Below are 22,966 nucleotides of genomic sequence, written 5' to 3' on the forward strand. Positions count from 1 at the left end.
TGAAGGTTTATAAGGATAAAATAGCGGAGTTTAGCCTAGAGATAGGCTAAATTTGCGCTAGAATTTTCTTGGCTACTTCGCGTGGATTTTGAGCTTCATATATCGGTCTGCCAATTACTATAAAGTCGCTATTTTCACGCTTTGCCACTGACAAATCAGCCACTCTACTTTGATCGTTTGCACTCTCTCCAAATGGACGAATGCCAGGCGTAAGAGTTAGGAAATCCTGCGAAGTAGCCATCTTTATCATCGCACTTTCAAACACTGAGCAGACCATACCATCAACACCAGCTTCATACGCTGCGGTGCTAAATTTTCGCACAGAATTTTCTAAGCTATCATTATAAACCACCCTAAACTCATCATCGCTAAAACTCGTAAGTGCCGATACTGCAAATACAAGCGGATGGTTTTGGCATTTTGAAAGTCTAGCCATAACTTCACTCATCGCACGCTTGCCAGCACTTGCGTGAAGTGTTATCATATCAACGCCAAGCCCAGCGATCACATCAGCAGCGTCGCTCATTGTGTTTGGTATGTCGTGCAGTTTTAGGTCTAAGAAAATTTTAAAGTCGCTAACCTGCCTGATCTCATCAATAAATTTTGCACCATCTCGCAAAAATGATCTAAGACCTACTTTAAGCCATAGATCAAGTCCATTTAGTTGCTTTACGAGAGCTAAATTCTCATCACGGCTTGGCATATCAAGCGCAACGCAAAGCTTCATTAATCAACCTTGATCGCGCCAAGAACGCCGTTTATAAAGCGCGGAGAACTATCACTAGCAAGCTCCCTGGCAAGCTCGACCGCTTCGTTGATGATAACAGCGCCATCGGCCTCGCCAAGCGTCATCTCATAGACACCAAGACGCAAGATGTTGCGCTCCACTACACCTACTTTTTCGATATCGCCGTCTTTTAAATATTGTTTTATTTTGCGGTCTATGGCATCTTTTTTGGCTAAAATTTCATTAAATGAGCGCACGACCTCTTCCCTGCGCTCATTTCGTATCTTTTTCTCGTCTAAAAATTCCTCTAAAAACGCCTCGCTAATGCCACTCATCTCGTGCGAATAAAGCAATGAAACTACGGCTTGGCGTGCTTGATGTCTAGTCGCCATCTTACGCCTTTAAATTTCTATAAAGACTTAGCATTTCTATAACGCCAGTCATCGCTTCAAAGCCCTTATTTCCAGCCTTTGAGCCTGCTCGCTCTATCGCTTGCTCGATACTATCGACCGTTAGTACGCCAAATGTTACTGGCTTGCCGTATTTTAGGGTTACATTTGCTATGCCTTTTGTGGTTTCAGCCGATACATAGTCAAAATGCGGAGTTGAGCCACGGATGACCGCTCCCACACAACAAACTGCGTCAAATTTTCCACTTTCAAGCACTTTTTCGAGCGCCATCGGTATCTCAAACGCTCCCGGCACTAAAATAAGGCTTAAATTTTTCTCGTCGCCACCATGGCGTAAAAACGCATCTTTTGCACCCTCTACCAAGCGATCTGTGATGATGTGATTAAACCTAGCGTTTATGATTGCGATCTTTTCCTTGCCGTTTAGGGCTAAATTTCCCTCAATTATGTTCATTTTTTATCCTTTAAAATTTTTCTTTAATTATTTTTATAATATGATGTGCCATAGCCGATATAGCATCATTTTCTAGCTTGTCATCTGTATTTTGCATCGCTATTGTTTTTAAATTACCAAAAAATCCCGGATCGTAGCGCTCTCTTGATGATGTATAATTTCTTAAAACCTCACCATTTCTGATAATTTGTATATTGTAATAAAGCCAGATATTTCCCATTCTGTCACTTTTTAAAGGTGTTGCCTCACCACCAAATTCTCTTTGATGTTTTATTGAAATTTTAAGCTCATCTGTCGAGTTTTGATCTAGTAAATTGTTATTTTGTAATGCATCTAAAATTTGCTCGTTATATTTTTTTTCAACATCTTGTGGGCTTTGATATGTAAATTTTGTAGGCTGATGATATTGGATATGAGTATAGTCTATCTTATCAAATTTAAAAGCGCTTGCAGTTGGCACTTTTGGCTGGTTTTGTCCGCAACCAACTAAAAATATTGTAGCAAAGATAAATGTTATAATATTTTTCATTTTGCTTCCTTTAAAATTTCTTCTATTTTTAGTGTCTGCTCGACTACTTTTTCAAGCTCATCAAGATTTAGCATATTTGGTCCATCGCACATCGCTTCGCAAGGATTTATATGCGTTTCGTAAAAAAATCCATCCACGCCCACGCTTGCTGCTGCTCTAGCAAGATATGGCACAAATCTAGCGTCTCCGCCACTTTTTTCGCCTAAAGCCGATGGCATTTGCACGCTGTGAGTTGCGTCAAAAATCACAGGTGCAAACTCACGCATAAGTACCAAGTTTCTCATATCCACGACTAAATTTCCATACCCAAATGTGCTTCCTCTTTCACACAGCCAAACGCCATTTTGCTTAGCCACATCATAGCCCTCATCGCTAACACCACGCGTTTCAAGCACTTTTTTTACGCTATGCTTCATAGCCGATGCTGCTAAAAACTGCCCTTTTTTGATATTAACCACTGCCTTTGTTTTTGCAGCTGCTACTAGAAGATCAGTCTGGCGGCACAAAAATGCTGGGATTTGCAACACATCAGCCACCTGTGCGACTGGCTCAGCCTGATAGCTTTCGTGTATATCGGTTAAAATTTTAAAGCCAAATTTTTCCTTCACACGAGCTAAAATTTCACAACCCTTTTCAAGTCCCGGACCGCGAAACGAGCTAATGCTTGTGCGATTTGCTTTATCAAAACTGCTCTTAAAATAAAAATCTATCCTGCTATCTTCATTAAATTTTTTAAGTCTTTTGGCCACCGCCATCACAAGCTCTTCGCTTTCGATCACGCACGGTCCAGATATTAGTATCATTATTTTTCCCTTACTACGATTATTCCGCTTAAAATGACTAGCATTATACCAAAAAATGCAACTAAATTTGGCAAACTATCGCCCAACATTACGCCGACAATGATCGTAAATACAACATCCAAATAGCTTACAGCCGCGACCACGCCTGCTTTTTTAGCAACTGCATAGGACTTTGTAAGATAAATTTGAAAGTAATATCCAGCAACACCCATACAAGCGATCAAAAGCCATGATTGCAGACTCGGAGCTACAAATTTTGATAGCAAAAAATCAAGTGGCTCATATTGGATAAATTCCGCCATTATCATAAATGCCACAGGCATCGCCGAACCCCATGCCATAAAGCTTAGCACGATAGTTTTTGCATCATAACTGCGGTTAAGCTCTCTAACACTAGTATAAGCAAGTGCTGCGCCAAGACCACTCCAAATGCCTATGATGTCAGTTTTGCTGATGCCAAGACTAGGCTGAATGATAAATAAAATTCCCACAAATCCAAGCGCGATCGCACCCCAGCCTTTGTAGCTTAGCACCTCTTTAAAAACGATCGCTGAGATCACGGCCGTCCAGATCGGACTAGTTTTAGAAAATGTAAAAGCTGCACCAAGGCTGATGTGAGCGATATTGTAAAAAAAAGCAAAAAGTGCCATCGTGCCGATAAATCCTCGAAACATCAGCAGCCAAAATTTCCCACCTTTATTTTGCGGTCTGTGCTTAATCAGCAAAAAACCAACCAGCAAAAGCCCAATCAAATTTCTAAAAAACACAACCTCGATACTTGGCATATTTGCGCTTAAAATTTTTGCAAATGCACCAGTTGTAGCAAATAAAATCGATGCAATAATCATGTAATAAACACCCAAATGGTGCAAAATAAATTGTCGAAGTTGCAAATTTAGCCTTTATTTAAAATCCAAATTATACTAAAAAAGGCTTAATAAAAGTGAAATTTTAAAAAAGCGGGGCAGGACGCCCCACATTTTATAGTGTTATAGTGTGTGTAAAGTTACCATGTAGGTTACAGCGAGCGATGGCTTTTAGTGTTTTTACATCTTTTAGATTAACTCTTGCACTTAAGAAACCACGAGAAATTTCAGGCTCAAGTGAAGCTTTGCCTACAAGTTTATCATCAGCAAAAAGTTCTATCTCATATATCCAGTGTTTTGCTTCACTTGGATGGATAATCTCTTTTTGTCCGACTGTAACTTCAACAAGAGTAAAGCCCTTTGCATCAGCATCTTTTACCATTATGTCAGGCAGGTGCTTAGCTTCAAATTCTGTTAAATTTTGTGGGTCTTTTGGTGTTATGTCATTTTTGTTTGTAATGAGCTTCTCATCATACGCACTAACTGAACCAACTGCTACACCAGCAACAACTATAGCCTTTAACGCATCTCTTCTTTTCATGATTTCTCCTTTTGTGAAAAGTTTCGTAATTATTATAATCTAAGTTTTTTGATAATTGGCTGAAAAAATTGCTTTTAAATTTAAGTAAATTTTGCCAAATTTTAGCCTTTTAATGTATAATACGCACAATAAACAAGGAAAAATCGTGCAAAAAGTTATATTAGTTGGAAAACCAAATGTGGGGAAAAGCTCGCTTTTTAACCGCTTGGCTCGTCAGCGTATCGCCATCACAAGCGACATAGCAGGAACTACTCGTGATACAAATAAAGCCGTTATAAATTTGGACGGACGAGAGTTTTTGCTTATTGATAGTGGCGGGCTTGATGATAGTAGTGAACTTTTTCGTAATGTCAAGGCTAAGACATTAAATGAAGTTAAAAACTCAGACATCATTATCTATATGGTTGATGGCAAGATGTTGCCAGATGATGAAGATAGAGCGCTGTTTTACGAGCTTTTGAAGCTTAAAAAGCCAACCGCCCTTGTTATAAATAAAGTTGATAGCAAAAAAGATGAGCAACGAGCGTGGGAATTTACTCAGTTTGGTGCAAAGGTCGTGTTTTCAATCTCTGTAAGTCATGCTACAGGGGTTGATGAGCTGACGCAGTGGATCGAAAAATTTCTACAAGCTCCTAAGATCGTAGCCGATGAGAGTGAGGATTTTGATGAGTTTTTGCAGGAATTTAACGATGAGGGCGAGCTAGATCTTGACAAAAAAGAGATAGATTACGAAAATAAAAACATAAAAGTTGGTATCATCGGACGCGTAAATGTCGGCAAGTCAAGCCTTTTAAACGCGCTTGTAAAAGACGCTAGAGCCGTAGTGAGTAGCGTGGCTGGCACCACAATCGATCCAGTTAATGAAATTTACGAGCATGAGGGCAGAGTGTATGAGTTTGTCGATACCGCGGGTATTCGCCGTCGTGGCAAGATAGAAGGCATCGAGCGATACGCACTAAATCGCACGGAGAAAATTTTAGAAAATGCCGATGTAGCCCTGCTCGTGCTTGATAGCTCTGAACCACTAAATGAGCTAGATGAGCGTATCGGTGGGCTTGCAAGTAAATTTGAGCTAGCTACGATAATCGTGCTAAATAAGTGGGACAAAAGCGAATGGGAGTTTGACAAGCTAGTTTTTGAGATAAGGGATAGGTTTAAATTCCTGGCTTATGCACCAGTTATAAGTGTTAGCGCACTTGGTGGCAAAAGGGTGCATAAAATTTATAGTCTTATTAATGAAGTATATGCAAATTTTACTCAAAAACTACAAACTTCAAAGCTAAATGATGTCATCGGTGAAGCGACTAAAATCCACCCGATACCGCGTGATAAGGGCAAAGTGGTTAAAATTTACTACGCCGTGCAGTTTGGCTTTGCCCCACCTAAAATTGCCCTTGTGATGAATAAACCAAAGTGCTTGCATTTTAGTTACAAACGCTACTTAAATAACAAACTTCGCGAAGCATTTAAGCTAGAGGGAAGCCCTGTGGTGCTAATCCCTCGCGGGCGAAATTCGCAACAGGAGAGCGAAAATGAAGAGTAGCCACAATATCGTACTTATAGGATTTATGGGTGCTGGCAAGGGTAGCGTAGCTCGTGAGCTAGCGCAAAATTTAGATAGGTTTAATGTTGATACTGATGATATGATAGAAAGCTCACTAAATATGAAGATTAGGGAAATTTTCAGTGAGTTTGGTGAGACGCATTTTAGGGCATTGGAGAAGAATTTGGCCAAATTTTTAGCTAAAAATTTAAAAAATGCTATCATTTCAACTGGTGGTGGCTTTGCGATGGTTAAAGGGCTAAATAAGATAGGTAAAGTCATATATTTAAAGGCTAGCTTTGACTGCATTATAGAGCGCATGAGAAACAGCGAAAATGCTGAGAAAAAATTTGCTAAAAGACCGCTTTTAAACGACTTAGACAAGGCTAGAGAGCTACATAAAAGTCGTGAAAAAATTTACGAAAAAAAGGCTGACATCATCATAAATGTCGAAAATAAAACGATAAAACAAATCGCAAAAGAGATCAAAAAAATATTAAACAAGGAAAAAGATTGAGAGTATTAACAGGGCTTCAGCCAAGCGGGAAATTGCACTTAGGAAACTATTTTGCATCGATTAAACAGATGGTAGATGCACAAAATGAAAGCGAGATGTTTATCTTTATCGCAAACTATCACGCGATGACCTCGGTAAGTGAGGCAAAAATTTTACGCCAAAATACGCTTGAAGCAGCGGCTGCGTTTTTAGCACTAGGCATTGATCCTGAAAAATCGACATTTTGGGTGCAAAGTGATGTAAAAGAGGTGCTTGAACTTTACTGGGTGCTAAGCCAATACACCCCGATGGGACTGCTTGAACGCGCTCACAGCTACAAGGACAAAACCGCAAAAGGCATAAGTGCAAATCACGGGCTTTTTAGCTATCCTGTGCTGATGGCGGCTGATATTTTGCTATTTGGTGCTGATGTCGTGCCAGTTGGCAAGGATCAGATCCAGCATGTTGAGATTGCAAGGGATATAGCGATAAAGTTTAATAACGAACACGGCGAGATCTTAAACCTACCATCTCACAAGGTCGCAGAAAATGTTGCCACGGTGCCGGGAACCGATGGTGCTAAGATGAGCAAAAGCTATGGCAATACTATAGATATTTTTGCCGACGCAAAAACCCTAAAAAAGCAAATCTCATCTATCGTAACTGACGCGACACCGCTTGAAGAGCCAAAGCAGTGGCAAAACTGCAATGTCTATAACATCGCAAAGCTATTTTTGGACGAGAGCGGACAGCGTGACTTGCAAGAGCGATACGAGCGAGGTGGCGAAGGGCATGGGCATTTTAAAATGTATCTAAATGAGCTTGTTTGGGAGTATTTTAAGGACGCAAGAGAGAAATTTGAGTACTACTGCCAAAATTTAGCCCAAGTGGAGCAAATTTTAGCCGATGGTGCGGTCAAGGCAAAAGCTGTTGCAGAGCCAATAATATCGAGTGTGCGAGCAGCAACTGGGATTTATTAAAAAGGGGCAAAAATGATAAACTTAAAACTACTTGAAAGCAACTATGATGAATTTGTCGCAAAACTGCGTGGCAAGAAGATAAATGAAGAAATTTTGGCAAATTTGCTAAACACATTTAACGCCTTAAAAAAACAGCGTCAAGAGCTTGAAGTCTTGCAATCAGTGCAAAATGCAAAGAGTAAGGAACTTGGAAATTTAGCTAGAAGTGGTGGCGATGTGAGTGCGCTAAAAGATGAGCTAAGTGCGAACAAAGAGCTTGTCGCAAAGGCTAACGAGGTGGTGCGAGAGCTAGAAGCTAAGCTTGATAACATCGCTTCAAATGTCCCAAATATTACAGATGATGATGTGCCAGCTGGGGCTGATGAAGAGGATAATATTTGCTTAAAAACGATTCTAGAGCCGACGAAATTTAACTTCACACCAAAGGAGCATTTCGAGCTTGGCCAGAGTTTGGGTTGGCTTGATTTTGAGCGAGGGGCAAAAATTTCAGGCTCACGATTTACCATTTTGCGTGGCGAGGGAGCAAGACTGAGCCGAGCTTTAGTTAATTACATGATCGATTTTAACAGTGCGCGTGGCTTTGAGCTTGTAAATGTGCCATTTTTGGTAAGCTCAAACACGCTTTATGGCACAGGTCAGCTACCAAAATTTGAAGAGGATCTTTACAAAGTGCGCGATGAGGATCTCTATCTTATACCAACGAGTGAAGTTCCTGTAACAAACATCTACAACGACGAGATCATCGATGCCCAGAAACTTCCGATAAAGATGACTTGCTACTCAGCGTGTTTTCGTCAAGAGGCTGGATCTGCAGGGCGTGATACGCGTGGCATGATCCGTCAGCATCAGTTTGAAAAAGTTGAGCTTGTGGCAATCACAAAACCAAGCCAAAGTGCAGATATGCTTGATGAGATGGTGGCGTGTGCGAGTGATTTGCTTATGAGCTTGGGGCTACCGCACCGACATATGCTACTTTGCAGTGGTGATTTAGGATTTAGCGCAGCAAAGACCATTGATCTTGAAGTTTGGTTACCAGGACAGGGCAAATACCGCGAAATAAGTTCTGTTTCAAACACTCGTGATTTTCAAGCTAGAAGGGCTAAAATTCGCTTCAAAGAAGACAAGAAAAACGCCCTAGTTCATACGCTAAATGGCTCAAGCTTAGCCGTTGGTAGGACACTTATAGCCATAATGGAGAACTATCAAAAAGCTGATGGAACGATCGAAATTCCAGAGGTTCTTAAAAGGTATATGTAGTGGCTGATGAGAACAACGAAGAGGTCTTAGTTCTTCGTCCTCCTGGTGAGGCGTTAGATGATGATGGCGCAAAGCCTGAAGAGATAGTGTCACTAGATGAGCTTACTGAACAACAAGAAGAGCAGCCTGAAGATCAGGTCGTTATCGAGCCACCCAAAAAGGGACTTGATAAGAAAAAAATTATGATTTTTGGCGGTATAGGCTTGCTTGTGCTTTTGATTATTGTCATTTTACTTGTGGTTTTACTAAAAAAAGATAAGTCAAAAGATGGCGTTGGTGAGCTTATACAGCGCATTGAAGAGCGCCCAAAAACACAAGACTTTGGAGCTTCCAAGATAGATGATATGATAAATAAGGCAAATTTGCTTTATGAAAAGGGCGATAAATTTGAAGCACTAAAAATTTATGAAAGTATCGCAGCTTATAATCAAGCTCTTTCAAACTATAATCTCGGTGTCTCTCAGATGAAGCAAGAAAATTTCAAAGACGCTGTAAGCTCATTTGCTAAAGCAATAGCTAATCGCGAAAACACAAGCGTTAGCGCCATAAATGCGGCTGTTTGCTCGCTAGAGCTAGGCGATGAGCAGCAATTTAACTACTACATAGACCTTGCGCACTCATTTTTGCAAAATGAGACATCATCTCCGCTTTATCACTACTACTACGCGCTCATTCACTACTATAAAGGCAACTATATAGAGGCTTTGCATGCTTTAAAGCACCCTAGTAGTGAGTATTATAAAGACAGATATGACTATCTTGCGGCAAAAATTTTAACTGCTCTTGGTAGAAATGAAGATGCTATAAAGCGTCTTGAAAAGCAAGACAGCCTAAACTCAAACATCACTCTAGCACAGCTTTATGCAAATGAAGCAAAATTTGACAAAGCTAGGGATTATTTAGCAAAGGCTGTTAAAAACACAACTCAGCCAGATCTTATCAAGATGACAGCAGCGATAATAGACCTAAAAACCGGCTTTTACGCAGATGCTGCAAATTTTATAGGAGAGGTTAAGGATGTAAATGTAAGCCTGCCAAGCTCGATTTATAGGATAAAAGCCAGACTAAGTCCAGAGCTTTTTGATGTAAATATGGCGCAAGCACATTTTAAAGATGATATGTTTTTTAACAAAACTCGCCGATACGAGACGCTATTTTATTTTGCGCCTTATAAGGTTTTTGACGCCAAACAGACTATGAATCAGATACGAAAGGGGGGAGTGAGTCTCTTTTTGGATGATACAAATGGAGCGAGCGGATATTTACAAAACAGCCTAAATGTCTCAGAGGTAAATTCAAAACTTTCAAGCGCTATAGCAAAAGCCCTAAACTACGAGCTAAAAGCAGCAAATGCTGAATTTAGTATCTTGGCTCAAACCTACCCAGAGCACTCTATACTTCAGTATAATCTAGCCCTCACTTATGCTCAGCTTGGAAACTTTAGCCTTGCCGCAAAACACTTTTTAACAAGCTATCATCTAGATCAAAATAACTACTTAGCAGGCATCTTTCATATCATCTCAACTGATATAACTAACTCGCTAAATCCAAAATTTATAGAAGCCATAAGTGAAAATTTAGAGTCTCAAAACAATATCCCAAATGAGAATTTGTATACCGCGCTTTTAGCTTTAGTCAATTCAAACCAAGCTTCGATGATACGATATTTAGAGGAGCAAAAAGAGGACACTACACTAAATTTAGCTTTTGATATTATCATTGCTAAGATAGCTGGATTTGATGAGATAATGCAGCAAAAAACGGCAAAACTCACACAAATTTTACCAAAAGATATGGTTGCTCATATCTTAAATTTTATTGCAAATAATAAAGATAATGGTGACATAAAGTCCTATGCGCAGGCTATACAGCTATATTTTAAGAGTAAAGAGCTTGATGAGAGTGCGTTTTATCACGGAGTTAGCATTATTAAAAAGCAATACATAAATTTACTGCAAATTTCGGGCTTGCTTTTTTATGAACGCGATAAGATAAAAGAGCGACTAAAAAGCGCTCCTATGAATGCAAATTTGCTTACAACGCTTGCTTATTTGCAAATTTTTACTAACGAATTTGATGAGAGTTTTAAAATTTACAATAGACTAATTGATGAATTTAAGCAAGATGACGCAGTAACTTTATTTCTGGCTTCGGTTGCGGCAACTGGTGCAAATAGTCCAAATAACGCTATTGCGCTATTAGAACTTACAAATTTAACCGATCCAAGCGCGATAGAAAACCGTGTAGCACTTGGCTTTTTATATCAGCAGATAGACAACTTAGACGCTGCTATCATACAGTATAAAAAGGTTGGCAACACAAGTCATAAGAACGAATTTTATGATTTTGAGATTATAAATGAGCCTAGATGATATTTTCTAGGCTCATATGTTTTAGCTTGCTAGGCTTTGTGCTTTAGCGATAAAATCGTCATTTACGATAAAATTTGTATCGTAAATGTATGTTTGCTCGCTCTTTTTTATCTTTATGACAAGGCGCTTAGTGTTTTGTTCATTGCTCTCTTTTTGACTTAGCAAATAAAGTTGTGTGATGATGTCGCGACTAAGTGTTTCAAGGTTTAAAACAAGCTCCAAGACCGCATATTCGCTAATGGCTTTTTTAGCTACTTCTTGCTGTTTTTTCTCAAATTTTGAGTAGTTTTTATGTTTTATCTCTTTTGCTTTAAAGTCAGAGTCTGCTGCCTCTTCAAGGCTCATAAATGAACGCAGGCTAATGCTTGAAAACTGATCATCTCGGCGTAAATTTACTATAAAAGCATAAGGAAGTTCTCGCTTTGCGCTATCTTTAAGTATTTCTTCAACTCCATCTAGTTCGCTTGAAAAGACAGCTATTTCGATATTTCCATGAAAGTCAAGCAAATTTATAGTCCCCATCTTTTTGCCACTTTTTGTAATGCGGGTACTAAAGTCCTCTATCTTGCCAACGACCATGATTTCAGAGCTTTGAGCAAGATTTTCAAACTCTGAACTTTGGGTGTAGTTTATCTTTGAAATTTGCTCTTTATAATCATCAAGTGGATGCCCAGAAAGATAGATGCCAACAATTTCTTGCTCAAATTTTAGTATCTCTTTTTTGCTAAACTCAGCAGTGGTTGGTATTAGATTTACTTTTACATCGCTCATGTTTTCATCTTCGCCAAATAGGCTTTCCTTTGCATTTTTGCGAAGTGTGGATGCGTTTTTGCAAGCCTCTAAGATATTTTCTATGTTGTTTATCAGGCTCATTCTAGTAAGTTCAAAAACATCAAAAGCACCTGATTTTATAAGGCTTTCAACCACTTTTTTATTTACTTTAAATGGATCAACTCTTGATACAAAGTCATCTAAATTTTTAAATGCTCCAGCTGTTTTTATTTCACTTCTTATGTTCTCTATCGCAGCCCCACCAACACCTTTTATAGCTCCAAATCCAAAGACTATTTTGGCTTTGTTGTCTATATTAACAACACTAAATTCTTTTGCTGAGTGATTTATATGAGGGGCTAAAACATCTATTTTAAGGCGCTTGCTTTCATCTATGTAGCGTACGATTTTATCAGTGTTATTTTCTTCGCTAGTTAAAAGAGCTGCCATAAATTCAGCCGGATAGTAGGCTTTTAAATAAGCTGTTTGAAATGTCACATATGCGTATGCGGCGGAGTGAGATTTGTTAAAGCCATATCCTGCAAATTTTAAGATAAGGTCAAAAAGTTCACCCGCTTTTTGTGCGTTAAAGCCCATTTTTACTGAGCCTTGGACAAATAAATCCTTTTGTTGCTTAAGTAGTTCAGGGTCTTTTTTACCCATGGCGCGGCGCACAAGATCTGCTCCGCCAAGACTGAAACCGCCTATTGTTTGTACTATTTGCATAACTTGTTCTTGATATACTATGACGCCATAAGTTGGACTAAGGATAGGCTCAAGCTCTGCAAATGCGTATGTTATCGGTGCTCGTCCATGTTTTCTAGCGACAAAGTCATCAAGCATACCGCTCTCCATAGGTCCTGGGCGATAAAGCGCTAACATCGCAACAATATCTTCAAAGCAGTCCGGCTTTAGGCTAGTTCCTAGCTTTCGCATACCTTCACTTTCTATCTGAAATATACCGATGGCATCGCCACTTTGTATCATCTTGTATACGCCAGTGTCGTTTTTATCGATATTTTCCCAGATTATATCTTTTCCTGTGCGAGCCTTTATAAGTCTTATGGCGTTATCAATAACAGTTAGCGTCTTTAGTCCCAAAAAGTCAAATTTTATCAGATCAACATCTTCAAGATATTTTAGACTATACTGTGTTACATAGTGATCTTCTGGGCTGTTTGGCTGGCGAAATAGTGGGGTTTTGTGCCATAGCTCTTCATTTGAGATAACCACTCCAGCTGCGTGCTGACCAGCATTACGGTTAAGTCCTTCAAGATCAAGCGCAAATTTCCAAACTCTAGAGGCATTTGAGTCGCGCGATATAAGTTCATTTATCTTTGGCTCTTTTTCAAAAGCATCTTTTAGCGTTATGCCAAGCTCATCTGGTATGAGTTTTGCCATAGCATCGGCCTCAGCATAAGGCATACCACAAACCCTTGCAACATCTCTTATAACACCTTTTGCTAGTAATTTACCAAATGTTATAACGCCAGCGACATTAAATTTCCCATACTTTTCGGTAACATAGTCGATTATTTCGCCTCGTCTAGTCTGACAAAAATCCACATCAATATCTGGCATGCTTACGCGTTCTGGGTTTAGAAATCTTTCAAAAAGCAGGTTGTAAGGTATGGGGTCTAAGTCTGTTATCCTAAGCGAGTAGGCAACAAGAGAGCCAGCCGCAGAGCCTCTGCCCGGACCCACTGGCACTCCGCGTTTTTTAGCTTCATTTATAAAGTCCCAAACGATTATCATATAGCCTGGGAAATTCATCTTATTTATGATCTTTATCTCGGTTTCAAGGCGTTTTTTATACTCTTCATGATGTTGCGTAGGAACAAATTTTAGTCGCTCTTCAAGACCTTTTTTGCATTCAAATTCAAAAAGTGTAGCATCGTTTTTAAAGCTGTATCGGTTATTTGGCTCAGGAAGTTCAAGCCCACGCTCTTTTGCGTATTCGATAGTAAATTTAAAATTTGGTGGAGTAGGGTTACCAAGCTTGAGCGTGAGATTGCACTTATTTGCAATCTCTTGAGTGTTTTCTATGGCTTCTGGTATGTCTAAAAATAGCTTATTCATCTGCTCTTTTGTTTTAACATAAAACTCATGGACGCTGTGTTTAAGCCTATTTGGGTCATCAAGGTTGTTGTTCATCGCGATACACATAAAAACTTCGTGCGCATCGGCTCTCTCTTTAAAAGTATAGTGTGTATCGTTTGTTGCGATGACTTTAATTCCAGTCTCTTTTGCTATACGAAGTATATCATCATCTATATTTCGCTGATCTCCTATGCCGTGACGCATGATCTCAAGATAGAAGTCATCGCCAAAAATTTCTTTATACTCAAGTGCAACTTCAAGTGCTTTTGTATAGCCACCAGCGCCTTCTTTTTTTACTTTTTGTTTTGTTTTTCTATCAAATCTAGTCAAATTTAGATGCCAGCTCACTTCGCCTTGTAGGCATGCAGCCGTGCAAACTATACCTTCACTATGCTCTTTTAGTAGTTTTTTATTTATGCGTGGATAGTAGTAAAAGCCGTCGATATAGCTTTGTGAGCTTAAATACATTAAATTTTTATAGCCCACCTCATTTTTAGCAAGAAGTATAAGGTGAAAGCGTTGTTTTGTACTTTTATCGCTTATCTCATCGCCGTTATGGATATATGCTTCAATACCAATGATGGGCTTTATGCCCTCTTTTTTCATTGTTTGATAAAAGTCAATAGCCCCAAACATATTTCCATGATCGGTTATCGCAACACTTTTTACATCTTGAGCTTTTAGTGTTTTTGCAAGCTCTTTTATCTTGTTTGCGCCATCTAGCAAAGAGTACTCTGTGTGCAGATGCAGATGTGTAAATTCGCTCATTTTATTCCTTTTTTAATGACAAAATCTTAGCAAATTTTCTCTTTTAAGGCGCTTTATTTTTTATGCTGGCTATTTTTTGCCTTTAAAAATGAGCCTATCTCGCTTACTAAAACACCAAGCAAGATAAAGCCAGCACCCAAAATTTGATAGCTGCTTAGATGTTCTGCTCCGACAAAATACCCCATAACTCCAGCTGTAACTGGCTCAAGGGTAAAAAATATCGCTGTTTTTATAGGGGTTGTAAATTTTTGCATTAAAGCTTGTGCAAAAAAAGCAAATGCTGTACCTAAAACACCAACTATAAGCATACAAATGATAAAGTTTTTATCTATATTTGGCACAAAATTTTCCCCATCAAAAAAGCCTATGGCAACCGCACAAAGAAAAACTAATGTTAAAATTTCAAAATATACCATGTTTACGAGATTGCAGTTTTGCACGAAGCGATTTGTAAGCACGATGTGAAAAGAGTAGGCTGTGGCACACACAAGTGCAAGCGCTTCGCCAAGCCCAAAGCCTACTTGTGTGTTTCCAATAAGATAAAGACCAATGATCGCAAGTATGATCCCTATGTAGGCGTAGGAGTAAATTTTATGCTTAAAAAGCGCACTTGCTATAAATGGCACAAGAGCTACATTAAGTCCTATAATAAAGGCTACTGAAGAGCTTGCTGCGTGCCTAAATGCAAATGTTTGGCTTACAAAGCCGACAAATAAAAATAGCCCTAAAATAATGCCAAATTTAATATCATCTATGCTTGCGGTTTTTAGTGTTTTTAAAAATATTGCTCCAGCGATTAGTGTTGCTAGTAAAAAACGCCAAAAAAGCACAGAAAATACCCCATTTGTGGCTATTGCCCACGATGTTGGTAGATAGCCAAGCCCAAAGGCGATGGCAACAAATATCATACCTATGTCTGCTTTGTTTTCGCTCATTTTCATTTTTTTTCCTTATTTTTATTAAAAGGTGGTATTATATAAATTTTTTCTTATTTTAGACTAAAGTGCGTGAAATACGCATTACAAAAGATTAAAATTTATTATAAATTCGTTTAGTAGGTTTTCTAAACTATTGGCACAGGTTTGTTTTAAGCCAAGACTTTTTGCTGTAAGTAGATAGTAAAGTTGCGGCTTTTGGCATAAATTTATAGCTGGTGCAGCGTGACTTTTTGAGAGCTTTTTGCCATTTTGAATAATTAACTCATGATGTATGAAATTTGCATTTTCAAAGGCTAAATTTAGCCTTTTTGCTATGTAAAGTTGCGCATTAGAGCACTTTTTTAGATCGGCGCCACGAACGAGCAAATTTACGCCTAAAAGCTCATCATCAATGACACTAGCAAAATTATATGAAGGCGTGTCGTCTTTTTTCCAAAGTATAAGATCGCCCATCTGGCTTGCCACTACTGCGCCAAGCTTGCTTGTCTTATCTGTGCAAATTCTAATAGCTGTTTTATCTTTTGTAAAGCTTAAATTTTTGTCTTTGCAAATTTTTGTATATATGCCGTTTTTATAGGCATTTGCAGTATTTCTTGAACATTGGCAGGCGTAGGTTTCATGATTTAGACTTTTTAGGGCTGTTTTGTAGCTTTGCATACGATGAGTAAAGCTAAATTTTTGCCAAAATTCACTCACACTCTTTGCTCCAAAGTCATAGTTTATCCCTAAAAACTCGAGCGTATCAAAGATGTTTTGTATATACTCATCTTTACATCTTTGTGTATCATAATCATCAATACGAAGGTGTAAAATGCCATTTTGTGCTTTTGTGTATAGATATGTTAGTATGAAATTTAGGGCATTTCCAGCGTGCAAGTAGCCACTTGGAGTAGGTGCTATCCTTGAAATGATTTTGGAGTTTTGTTTTATCATAAAAAGCCTAAAATACAAAAAAGAAAAAGGAGAAAATTTCTCAGATAAGTCTTTATAATTTATCAAAAACTTATCTCAAAAAAAGCAAAGCCGTCCTAAGACGGCAGGGAATTAGTCTCTTGGGCGAGCCTCATTTACTCTTAGAGCGCGACCGCCAACATCTTGACCATTTAACGCATCTATGGCTTTTTGAGCCGCTGCGTCATCGTCCATCTCAACAAAACCAAAGCCTTTTGAGCGGTTCGTTTCACGATCCATAACAATCTTAGCGCGTTTTATCTCGCCAAATGGCGCAAACGCCTCCCTAAGCTCTGCGTCTGTCATGCGGTATGACAAATTCCCAACATAAATATTCACAAGAAATCCTTAAAAAATTTTCCGAAAAATCGGTTGCCTTAATGATAGCTAAATTTTTGTAAAAAAAGGCAAAATTTTAGATAAATTCTTAAATTTTTTACAAATTACCCAGTTTTAGTGCTTTTGTCAGGTTAAATTTTTAAGATATTTATTGCAAAATTTTGAAAAAATATGCATAACTGAAGTGGCTAGCCATTTTGTTAAAGATGCAAAACGGCTAGTTCGGTAAATTATTTTGTAAGTAGATCAAGTGCCTCTTGATATTTTGCGGCTGTTTTTGCGATGATTTCATCTGGGATTTTTGGTGCTGGAGCTTGCTTATTCCAGCCACTAGCCTCAAGCCAGTCGCGGATAAATTGCTTATCAAATGATGGAGGATTGGTTCCCACTTTGTATGTGCTAACAGACCAAAAACGACTAGAGTCAGGTGTTAAAACCTCATCCATTAGTGTTAGTGTGCCATTTTCATCAAGTCCAAACTCAAATTTTGTATCACAGATAATTATATCACGGCTTAGTGCGTACTGTGCAGCTTCTTTATATAGCTTAAGAGATACCTCACGCACTTTTGCTGCCATATCAGCGCCTATAAGCTTCTCGCACTGTTCATAAGTGATATTTTCATCATGCTCTCCGACCTCTGCCTTGCTTGATGGCGTAAATATCGGCTCAGGCAGCTTGCTAGCTTCAACAAGTCCATCTTCTAACTTAATGCCACAGACCATACCAGTTTTTTTATAATCTTTTAATCCACTGCCAGTTAGGTAACCACGCACGATAGACTCGATCTTTAGTGGTGTTAGGCGTTTTACGACTACAGCTCTATCTTTCATAGCATCTGCTTGCTCTTTTGGTAATACATCATACACGCTCTCACCAGTGAAGTGGTTTGGCATTATATGTGATAGTTTTTTAAACCAAAAATTTGAAATTTGAGTTAAAATCTCGCCCTTTTTTGGGATTGGATCATCAAGGATAACATCAAATGCCGACAAGCGGTCGCTTGCTACCATTAGCATACGCTTTTCATCGATCTCATAAAGATCTCGAACCTTTCCTGAGTAAATTTTTTTAAGAGCAAATTGCATCGTTTTATCCCCTTTTTGCGTGATTTTGTAGGCTGATTATAGCATTTATTTGCTTAGTTTTTAAAAAGTAAGTCACTTTTTAGACTCTTAAACTTCTCATCACCACAAAGCTCTTTTACTAAAAATAGAGCAAATTCCATAGCCGTAGCTGGACCGCAAGATGTGATAATGTTAGCATCTTTTACGACATTTGCTTCAGCTGTATAGCTTGTATTTTCGCATTTTATGTTGCTCTCAAAGCCAGGATAGCAAGTAAATTTTGTCTTTAAAACTCCTGCTTCTGCTAAGACCATAGGTGCGGCACAGATAGCTGCTATCATCTTATTAGCTTTATCAAATTCTCTTAAAACTTCAAGTAATCTCGTGTTTTTAGCTAGATTAAAAGCACCAGGAAGCCCACCAGGAAGGATGATAACATCAAATTCGTTTGGATTAAACTGGCTAAAACTTAACTCACTTTTAACATAAATATCATGTGCCCCTCGCACTAGTTCGCTATCATCAAGCGATACGCAAACGATTGAAATTTCGGCTCTACGCAAAATATCAACGACACTTAAGGCCTCGATTTCTTCAAAACCATCAGCTAAAAATAGCACAACTTTTTTCATCATCGCTCCTTTTGTAGATTTGTTCTAGTATTATAGAATTATTTATTAAATTTTGGATAAAATATACCTGCTATAAAAGCAGAAAGGATGCAAGATGCAAGTAAAAATCACTTACTGCAACTCTTGAAACTATCGTCCTGTAGCTTCTCGGGTAGAAGATGAACTTGTTAAAAATTTCGATGGTGTCAAGGTTGAGAAGGTCATTGGTGACGGTGGAAATTTCATCGTTGAGGTTGATGGAGAGATTGTCTTTTCTAAAAAAGACCTTATAGGAACTAGTGAGCCTCGTTTCCCACATGGTGATGAGATAACTCGCCTTATTAAGGCAAAAGTCGCTTAATAAAGCTTATTTTGGGGCATTTGCCCCAAATTTGAATTCTATCTTTAAAAACTCATCTTTTAACTTCTCGTGTCTTAGTTTTAGCTCTTTTATCTCTTTTAGTTTTTGCTTGCAAATATCATGGTATTCACCTTGTAGCTCGGCTAAAGCCTTGTTTAAAAAAGAGCTTTGAGAGAGCATCTCGTTTTCAAACTCATACAAATTTAGCGATGTTAAAACTCGCTCATAAGTCTCATTTACACTAGGGATAAAAAGAGCAAAATGCAAAGGATCTTTTTCGTGCGAAATACGCGCATTTTCTATCTTCTCCTTGAAAAAATAGACGGCTATTTTTATCGCATTTTCATAATTTGCGACGACTTTTAAATTCAACTTTTCAAAAAACATTGATAGTTTTTGGATTTTGGCTATTTTTGCAAGCTCAAACTCACGCAAATACAGCTCATAAACTTGCCCAGACTGTGTTCTAAGTGTTGCAAATTCTATATCTGAGTGTATATTAGCACTTTTTCTTATGTTTTCAAATTCAGATTTATACACCATAAATTCATACAAAAGCTTATCGTATAGCTCATCTATTTTTTTCTTTAGTTCTGCTTCAAGTAATGCGATTTCGCGCTTATAGCTTCGTAAAAATTTAGCAAATTTCACATCATTATAAATCAGCTTTGAAAAAATTTCATCACTATCAAGAGTTAAAAATTCATATTTAAGAGGGGTTATTTTTTTGGAGTTTAGTAGAGTTTTTTGGCTTTGAAACCGCGTCATGGTTTTTGGTTTTAGACTTGACAGAATTTCGTCCGTAACCTCTTTTGCAACCTCTTTTATCTCTTTAAAAGCAAGTTCTACTTTTGGCAAAAACTCACCCTTTATGTCTTGAAGGTTTGCTTTTAAGTTTTCATCAAATTTATTTAAAATTTGTGCTGCTTTGTCATGTATGCTTGCTATCTCGTCGTGCTGGCTAGCACAAAGTGCGCTTAGCTCTTGGCATTTTTTAAGAACAAAATTTTGCTTTAGCTCATCATTTTGAAAATTTATCTTTATTTGTTTTAAAACTTCATTGAAATTTGAGTGCTCTAAAAGTGCTTGATCGTTTGATAAGATGGCGCTTATAGCTTGCTTTGCTGATAGCGGGATAATGGTGACAAAGCTGTTGTTATAAGTTATTTTTGCATGTGATAAAACACGCTTTATCTCAGTCTTGTTGAGTTTATCCATCTGATTTAGCACGCAAATTGCGCTTTTATCTTTTAAAAGCCTTAACTCATCTAGCTCACTTGCCCTTGCCGCATTATCGATAAGGCTTAGCCAAATGACAGCACAAACGCTATTTAAAACACCTTTTGTAACTTCTGTATCATCTTTTGAAAGCGAGTTTAACCCAGGAGTGTCTATGAAATTTACATGCTTTAAAATCTCGCTTGGCGCATAGATACAAAGCTCGTCTATATCAGCATTAAATACACGCTGATCGACAAAATTTGCTATCTCACTTATATTGTTTAGCGTTTGGCTTCCATTTTTATAGCAAACTCTTAAAATAGGCTGCGCGCCATATCTTATGTGCGTTATTTTTGCGGTAACTGGCGTTGCACCAGTCGGCAAAATTTCTGCTCCAAGAAGGGCGTTTATAAAAGTTGATTTTCCGCTTGAAAACTGTCCTATGATGGCTATACTCACTTGATTTTGTATAAAAGCATCAAGGCGCTTTAACTCACTTTTAAGCTCAGAACTGGGGTGGAATTTAGGCTCTAAAAGAGCGTTTTCAAAGCGCTTAAATTGACCATAAAAGTCATTAGAAAATAGCTTAAAATACTCTCTTTTATAAGCATCTACAAAGCTTTTAAGCATCTTTTAACTCCTTTAAAATGTCGCTAAATTTTACCTTTTTTGCATTTAGTTCATCGCTTAATTGTAAAATTTCATTATTTTGTCTAGCAAGTAGGCTTGAACACTCATTTAGCTCATGAAGCTTTTGCCTTTGTCTAGTAAGCTCTTCGGCTAGTTTAGTAGTTAAATTTGCTCTAAATTTCTCTTTTTCAAGATTTGCTAGATTTGATACAAAATGACTTAGTTTTTCATTTTCTAAAAATTCACTTAATGCCACACTTAGTGTATTTTCAAGTTCCTTTGTGTTTAGGTTTTTTGCTATTTTTTCAAACAACTTTGCATAATCAAGCTTGATGTTTTGTGCAGTCATATATTCGCCTATGTTAAAAATGACGCTTTGGTTTTGCAAATTTAGTTCGGTAAAATTTAACATCAGAGTTTGAGTGCATGAGTTTATGAGGGCCAGTATCTCGTTGCGTTTTTGACGAGCAAGAGATAAAATGCCGTCATTTAGTGTAGTTTGTAGTATGTAGTTTGCTCTTTTTGTGTCCATCTTGCTGATTTTTTTAGCATAGGCAACTTCATTTAAAAGTTTGTCTTTGGCATTTGTGCCAAGCTGTATTAAGGCAGTTTTAAAACTAGTGTCAAGTGCGTTAATATCAAGCTTTGCAAGTTCTGTTTTTGCTAGTTCATCTATGTTTTTACTACGGTTTTCAAGCTGGTTTAAAAGTTTACTTGAGTGCAGAATTTTCTCTTTTACTTCGTTGCTTGAGCTAAGTAAGATTAGCAGTTTTTCCTCGATTTTAGCTAGCTCAAAGGTGCAAATTTGGATTAATTCGTTTTGATATGCTTTTATTGCTAGGCTTGCTTTTTGGTTATTTTCTCCAAAAAATGTCTCATATAAAAATGCCTTAAATTCCTGTACGCCACTATTGTTTTTGCCTTCTTCAAATCTTTTTGAGCTCACAACAAAGATGTTTAAGCTCTTTGAAATTTCGTCAAGATTAGCATCGTTTAATGCCTTATAAATGCTTTTTATAGTATAGTTTGCCACTTCGTTTAGCTCTTTTTCTGCAAGCATATCAGAGTGGGTTAGAACTATGCAAAGGCGAGCGATGTGAGAGTTTTTGATAGAGTGCAGTAAAAACTCAATATCTTTTTTGCTTGCACTTTGGCTTGCATTCATAAGATGTACCATCATGTCGCACTCGCTCATATATTCACGCACGAGTTGCTCTCTTAAAAACACAGCATCATCAATGCCAGGCGTATCAACGATATGGATATTATCTCGCACAAGATCAAGATCTTCGTATAAGGTTACGCATTTTACAAGTTCGCTTAGATTATTTTTAGCTGAAGTATAGTTTTTTAACTCGTTGGTATCAATGCAAATTTCGGCTTGTTTGTGGCTAATTTTTGGGATTATACCAAGCTCGTTTAGCTCGCTCTCGCTCCAAAAACTGACTTTGGCAAATGGCTTATATGAGTGCGTTAGGATAGTTAAATTTACAGTTTCTGGAACATTTGAAGTGCCTAGTATCTTTTTGCCTAAAAGAGCATTTAGTAGGCTTGATTTACCAGCGTTTATGACCCCAGTAACCACGACTGTAAATTTTAACTCATCTATCTTTTGTTTTTGCTCTTTTAGCCTTTCTTGGCAATGACTCGCACTGTTTAGCAGCTGCATATAAAGGCTATCTAATCTTTCTTTTTTATCATGAAAAAAATCTGTATTTTTTGTATCTTGTGTGCTGGTTTTTTCGTTTTGGTCTGAAATTTGCATTATAAGCTCTTTTAGATATAAAAAATCCTCACTCTTTAAAATAAGCTCTTTTTCTAAAATTTCAAGTGATTTTATAATTTTTGTTGCAGAAATTTTACCTTGCTTTAAGTAGTTTAAAGACGATATTTGCGCACTTTGCACACTAAAAGTATCAGCTTTTAGCCCAAGCTTTTGTAAAATTTGCCTAAATTCCTTTAATGCTATAAATCTATCAAAATTTTCCTCATTTGTTGCTAATACAACAGCCAAAAGCTTTTCATCAAAACTTAAAGACTTATTTTTGTCTAAAACCAACTTTGAATGCTGCCAAAACCTATCTAAAAACTCACGCATTTCTCACTCTTAACTTTAATTTAGCTTCGATTTTACAGCATTTTGGCTTAAAAAGCATATATAAATCGAAAATATTATGAAATTATCAAAAATTTTGTAAAAAATCAAAAATCATATGATATAATGCAATTTA

21 protein-coding genes are annotated in these 22,966 nt (G+C 37.7%); 6 read left to right on the plus strand and 15 right to left on the minus strand.

What is annotated here, in order from left to right; translation table 11 throughout:
• Positions 1-46: 46 nt before the first annotated feature.
• The 7 genes from pyrF to U5B17_RS06280 all read right to left on the minus strand — a co-directional run bounded on the left by pyrF (position 47) and on the right by U5B17_RS06280 (position 4,330).
• Positions 47-727 (minus strand): orotidine-5'-phosphate decarboxylase, encoded by a 681-nt coding sequence (pyrF, locus tag U5B17_RS06250; protein WP_430804495.1) that lies wholly within the window; start codon positions 725-727, stop codon positions 47-49.
• Entirely contained in the window at positions 727-1,119 is a 393-nt protein-coding gene (gene nusB, locus U5B17_RS06255; RefSeq protein WP_430804496.1) for a transcription antitermination factor NusB, read from the minus strand. Before nusB ends, pyrF begins: the two co-directional genes overlap by 1 nt.
• A gap of 1 nt (position 1,120) precedes the next feature.
• Positions 1,121-1,591, minus strand: a complete 471-nt coding sequence (gene ribH / locus U5B17_RS06260; RefSeq protein ID WP_430804497.1) for a 6,7-dimethyl-8-ribityllumazine synthase — start codon at positions 1,589-1,591, stop codon at positions 1,121-1,123.
• A 10-nt stretch (positions 1,592-1,601) separates the two neighbouring features.
• The gene (locus tag U5B17_RS06265) at positions 1,602-2,120 is read right to left on the minus strand and encodes a hypothetical protein (RefSeq protein WP_430804498.1); all 519 of its coding nucleotides are present in this window, start codon (positions 2,118-2,120) and stop codon (positions 1,602-1,604) included.
• Entirely contained in the window at positions 2,117-2,923 is an 807-nt protein-coding gene (gene kdsA / locus U5B17_RS06270) for a 3-deoxy-8-phosphooctulonate synthase (protein ID WP_430804499.1), read from the minus strand. The genes U5B17_RS06265 and kdsA overlap by 4 nt, the downstream gene beginning before the upstream one ends.
• Complete coding sequence (locus U5B17_RS06275) at positions 2,923-3,816, minus strand: DMT family transporter (RefSeq protein ID WP_430804500.1); 894 nt, start codon at positions 3,814-3,816, stop codon at positions 2,923-2,925. Before U5B17_RS06275 ends, kdsA begins: the two co-directional genes overlap by 1 nt.
• An 88-nt stretch (positions 3,817-3,904) precedes the next feature.
• Entirely contained in the window at positions 3,905-4,330 is a 426-nt protein-coding gene (locus tag U5B17_RS06280) for a desulfoferrodoxin family protein (protein ID WP_430804501.1), read from the minus strand.
• Between the two features lie 145 nt (positions 4,331-4,475).
• Here U5B17_RS06280 and der point away from each other — a divergent pair, with 145 nt between their 5' ends.
• From der to U5B17_RS06305, 5 genes are read left to right on the plus strand one after another with little or no spacing between them, the layout of a single operon-like run.
• Positions 4,476-5,873 carry a ribosome biogenesis GTPase Der gene (gene der, locus U5B17_RS06285; RefSeq protein WP_430804502.1) on the plus strand — a complete coding sequence of 466 codons (1,398 nt, stop codon included), beginning with the start codon at positions 4,476-4,478 and terminating at the stop codon, positions 5,871-5,873.
• On the plus strand, positions 5,863-6,390 hold the full coding sequence (locus tag U5B17_RS06290; RefSeq protein WP_230057020.1) for a shikimate kinase: 528 nt from the start codon (positions 5,863-5,865) through the stop codon (positions 6,388-6,390). The genes der and U5B17_RS06290 overlap by 11 nt, the downstream gene beginning before the upstream one ends.
• A complete protein-coding gene (gene trpS / locus U5B17_RS06295) occupies positions 6,387-7,349 on the plus strand; it encodes a tryptophan--tRNA ligase (protein WP_430804503.1) in 963 nt (320 codons plus the stop codon). The genes U5B17_RS06290 and trpS overlap by 4 nt, the downstream gene beginning before the upstream one ends.
• A 12-nt stretch (positions 7,350-7,361) precedes the next feature.
• Complete coding sequence (serS, locus tag U5B17_RS06300) at positions 7,362-8,606, plus strand: serine--tRNA ligase (RefSeq protein WP_430804504.1); 1,245 nt, start codon at positions 7,362-7,364, stop codon at positions 8,604-8,606.
• Complete coding sequence (locus tag U5B17_RS06305) at positions 8,606-10,978, plus strand: tetratricopeptide repeat protein (protein ID WP_430804505.1); 2,373 nt, start codon at positions 8,606-8,608, stop codon at positions 10,976-10,978. Before serS ends, U5B17_RS06305 begins: the two co-directional genes overlap by 1 nt.
• Before the next feature lie 21 nt (positions 10,979-10,999).
• On the opposite strand, the gene dnaE is transcribed toward U5B17_RS06305, so the two are convergent.
• The 6 genes from dnaE to U5B17_RS06335 form a co-directional block, all read right to left on the minus strand.
• On the minus strand, positions 11,000-14,617 hold the full coding sequence (gene dnaE / locus U5B17_RS06310) for a DNA polymerase III subunit alpha (RefSeq protein WP_430804506.1): 3,618 nt from the start codon (positions 14,615-14,617) through the stop codon (positions 11,000-11,002).
• 53 nt (positions 14,618-14,670) lie between these two features.
• On the minus strand, positions 14,671-15,558 hold the full coding sequence (locus tag U5B17_RS06315; protein WP_430804507.1) for a DMT family transporter: 888 nt from the start codon (positions 15,556-15,558) through the stop codon (positions 14,671-14,673).
• Positions 15,559-15,636: 78 nt separating this feature from the next.
• Complete coding sequence (locus tag U5B17_RS06320; protein WP_430804508.1) at positions 15,637-16,488, minus strand: glutamate--tRNA ligase family protein; 852 nt, start codon at positions 16,486-16,488, stop codon at positions 15,637-15,639.
• A 111-nt stretch (positions 16,489-16,599) separates the two neighbouring features.
• On the minus strand, positions 16,600-16,845 hold the full coding sequence (rbp, locus tag U5B17_RS06325; RefSeq protein WP_430804509.1) for an RNA-binding regulator: 246 nt from the start codon (positions 16,843-16,845) through the stop codon (positions 16,600-16,602).
• Positions 16,846-17,075: 230 nt separating this feature from the next.
• Positions 17,076-17,933: a phosphoribosylaminoimidazolesuccinocarboxamide synthase gene (locus tag U5B17_RS06330; protein ID WP_430804510.1), complete on the minus strand. Its 858-nt coding sequence runs from the start codon at positions 17,931-17,933 to the stop codon at positions 17,076-17,078.
• Between the two features lie 53 nt (positions 17,934-17,986).
• Positions 17,987-18,544, minus strand: coding sequence for a DJ-1 family glyoxalase III (locus U5B17_RS06335; RefSeq protein ID WP_430804511.1), 558 nt, complete (start codon positions 18,542-18,544; stop codon positions 17,987-17,989).
• 94 nt (positions 18,545-18,638) lie between these two features.
• Here U5B17_RS06335 and U5B17_RS06340 point away from each other — a divergent pair, with 94 nt between their 5' ends.
• On the plus strand, positions 18,639-18,884 hold the full coding sequence (locus U5B17_RS06340; protein WP_430804512.1) for a SelT/SelW/SelH family (seleno)protein: 246 nt from the start codon (positions 18,639-18,641) through the stop codon (positions 18,882-18,884).
• Between the two features lie 6 nt (positions 18,885-18,890).
• On the opposite strand, the gene U5B17_RS06345 is transcribed toward U5B17_RS06340, so the two are convergent.
• A complete protein-coding gene (locus U5B17_RS06345) occupies positions 18,891-20,735 on the minus strand; it encodes a dynamin family protein (protein WP_430804513.1) in 1,845 nt (614 codons plus the stop codon).
• Positions 20,728-22,833 carry a dynamin family protein gene (locus U5B17_RS06350; protein ID WP_430804514.1) on the minus strand — a complete coding sequence of 702 codons (2,106 nt, stop codon included), beginning with the start codon at positions 22,831-22,833 and terminating at the stop codon, positions 20,728-20,730. The genes U5B17_RS06345 and U5B17_RS06350 overlap by 8 nt, the downstream gene beginning before the upstream one ends.
• Positions 22,834-22,966 lie beyond the last annotated feature (133 nt).

The organism is Campylobacter australis (assembly GCF_050586305.1).
GTDB lineage: Bacteria > Campylobacterota > Campylobacteria > Campylobacterales > Campylobacteraceae > Campylobacter_A.